Genomic DNA, 2,256 nt, shown 5'->3' on the forward strand with positions numbered 1-2,256 from the left:
AGGTAAATCCTCCGTTAGCAAAACCATTACTGTTACGGTTACCAACCTAAACGATGTTGCCCCAACCAATCTCCAGATCAGCAATACTGACCTTGTCGCAGATCTGCCCGCCGGCACCGTGGTTGGCACCCTTAGTGCTACCGATATAGATACTGCTGCTGATGCCCTCACTTTTACCATCACCAGCAACAACGCTGATTTTGAAATCGTCAACCGTAACCAACTCAAAACCAAGCGTCGCATCGTTACTATTGGTAATATGACTGTCCCCATCAAAGTTAGTGATGGTGTCCAACACACCAGGAAAGACTTTACTATCAAAGTTATAGAAGGTTTAGAAGATGAAGGAGAACTTGTCATTACTACGACTGATGTTGCTACGCCAGAAAATGCAGATAAAGTGATTGCTCTTACTGTCAACAGAAGTGATGTAAGTGGTGTAAGTTTTGCTATTACCGGTGGTGCAGATAAGGCTAAATTTAGCCTTAGTGGCAACACACTTACCTTTGCTGCCACCGACTTTGAAGTCAGAAGCGATCATGCCTACTCGGTGATAATTACTGCCAGTGAAGCGGGTGAATCCTCCGTTAGTAAAACCATTACTGTTACGGTTACCGACCTAAACGATGTTGCCCCAACCAATATCCAGATCAGCAATACTAACCTTCTCAAAGATCAGCCCATCGGCACCGTGGTTGGTATCCTTAGTGCTACCGATATAGATACTGCTGCTGATGCCCTCACTTTTACCATCACCAACAACGCTGATTTTGAAATCGTCAACCGTAACCAACTCAAAACCAAGCGTCGCATTACTGCTATTGGTGATATGACTATCACCGTCACTGTTAGCGATGGCATCCAGAGCGCCAATCAAGAATTTTCTATCAAAGTTACAGAAGAAACAAAAAAGCTTGTCATTACCACGGCTAATGTTTCTACGCCAGAAAATGTAGCCAAAGTGATTACGCTTACTGCCAGCCAAAGGGGTGTAAATTTTTCTATTGCTGGTGGCAGAAATCAGGCTAAATTCAGCCTTAGTGGCAACACACTTACCTTTGAAGCCACCAGCTTTAAAAACCCTGGTGATAACACTTATCAGGTTAATATCAAAGCCACCAAGGGTAATGATACGACTGAAAAAACCCTCACTGTAACCGTAGAAGCGTCTACAAGGTTTGGTGTCAGCGCTTCTAGGGCGGCGGTGGCTGTCAGAATGGCTGCCCAAGCCGTGCGTAAAGAAAGCAAAACTGCCAGTAAAGTCTTACTCTTTAAAGTCGGAAAAACATTGATGGGGCGCTTATCGCATATTCGTCATAAAGACAAACAAAAGAGCAGTTCTAGTACCAATGGTTTTGTTAACGGTATTCAGGTCAGTTTTGCCGATAGTCAAACCAACAGCCTTATCAACCATATACTAAGTGCCAACGGGCTAAGTAATGTCATCCCCACCTCCAGCCGTAAGATTGAGCGTTGGGATACTTGGACAAGTGCCAAGGTGGTGATTGGTAAAAGCAACGGGACAGGGGCAGATAAGACTAAGTTTAATCTTAAATCCCTCAATATGGGTATGGACAGACGCATAGCCAAAGATAAAATTATTGGCTTTGCACTTAGCTTAGGCAAGCAAGATCGCACTGCCACGGGCAATGATTTCTCAGGCGATGTGGATACCACGCAATACACATTGTCTAGTTACGGCGCATTAGAACTCAATGACAAAGGCAGTATTGAGGCAGTGCTAGGCGTCGCCCAAGCCACGCACAAAGTCAACAATGCGTCAAGTGCCGACCAAGACAGCGATGGCTTTTTTGCCAGCATTGCTTACCGTGCGGATTTACAGGCCAAGGGCGTAGAGCTTTCGCCTTTTATTCGCTACGACATCAGTCGTATTAAGATGAAGGCGATTGATGTACTTACCAACAGCGAGACTGGCACCAACGAGGCAATTGCCCTTGGTATTGAGATTAATAAGCAAGTGAACTATCGAGATGGACAACTCAATCGCTTTGTTAGCGTGGAATACAAATCTGATATTCGTCGTGATACCAGCGATTACCTTAGCAAAAATGCCGAGCAAGAAGTGAGCGTGAAACTGGGGCTGGATTATCAAAAAGACGACACCAGCGCTTCTGTTAGTTATGAGCGTATTCAATCTACCAATAATAAAGCGCATAGTGATGGTATTGAAGGTGCTATTCAATGGAAGTTTTAATGTGAGTTTATAAAAAAGGCCAGCCAAAATTCCCAGTACAA

General features: G+C 44.4%; 1 protein-coding gene. It reads left to right on the top strand.

Annotation, left to right across the window (positions count from 1 at the left end; translation table 11 throughout):
- Positions 1-2,215 (top strand): autotransporter outer membrane beta-barrel domain-containing protein (locus BAZSYMA_RS03435; RefSeq protein ID WP_143243084.1); only part of this gene is annotated, 2,215 nt, incomplete at its 5' end.
- Positions 2,216-2,256: the final 41 nt, after the last annotated feature.

The sequence above is a fragment of the Bathymodiolus azoricus thioautotrophic gill symbiont genome, from assembly GCF_001298715.1.
Taxonomy (GTDB): domain Bacteria; phylum Pseudomonadota; class Gammaproteobacteria; order PS1; family Pseudothioglobaceae; genus Thiodubiliella.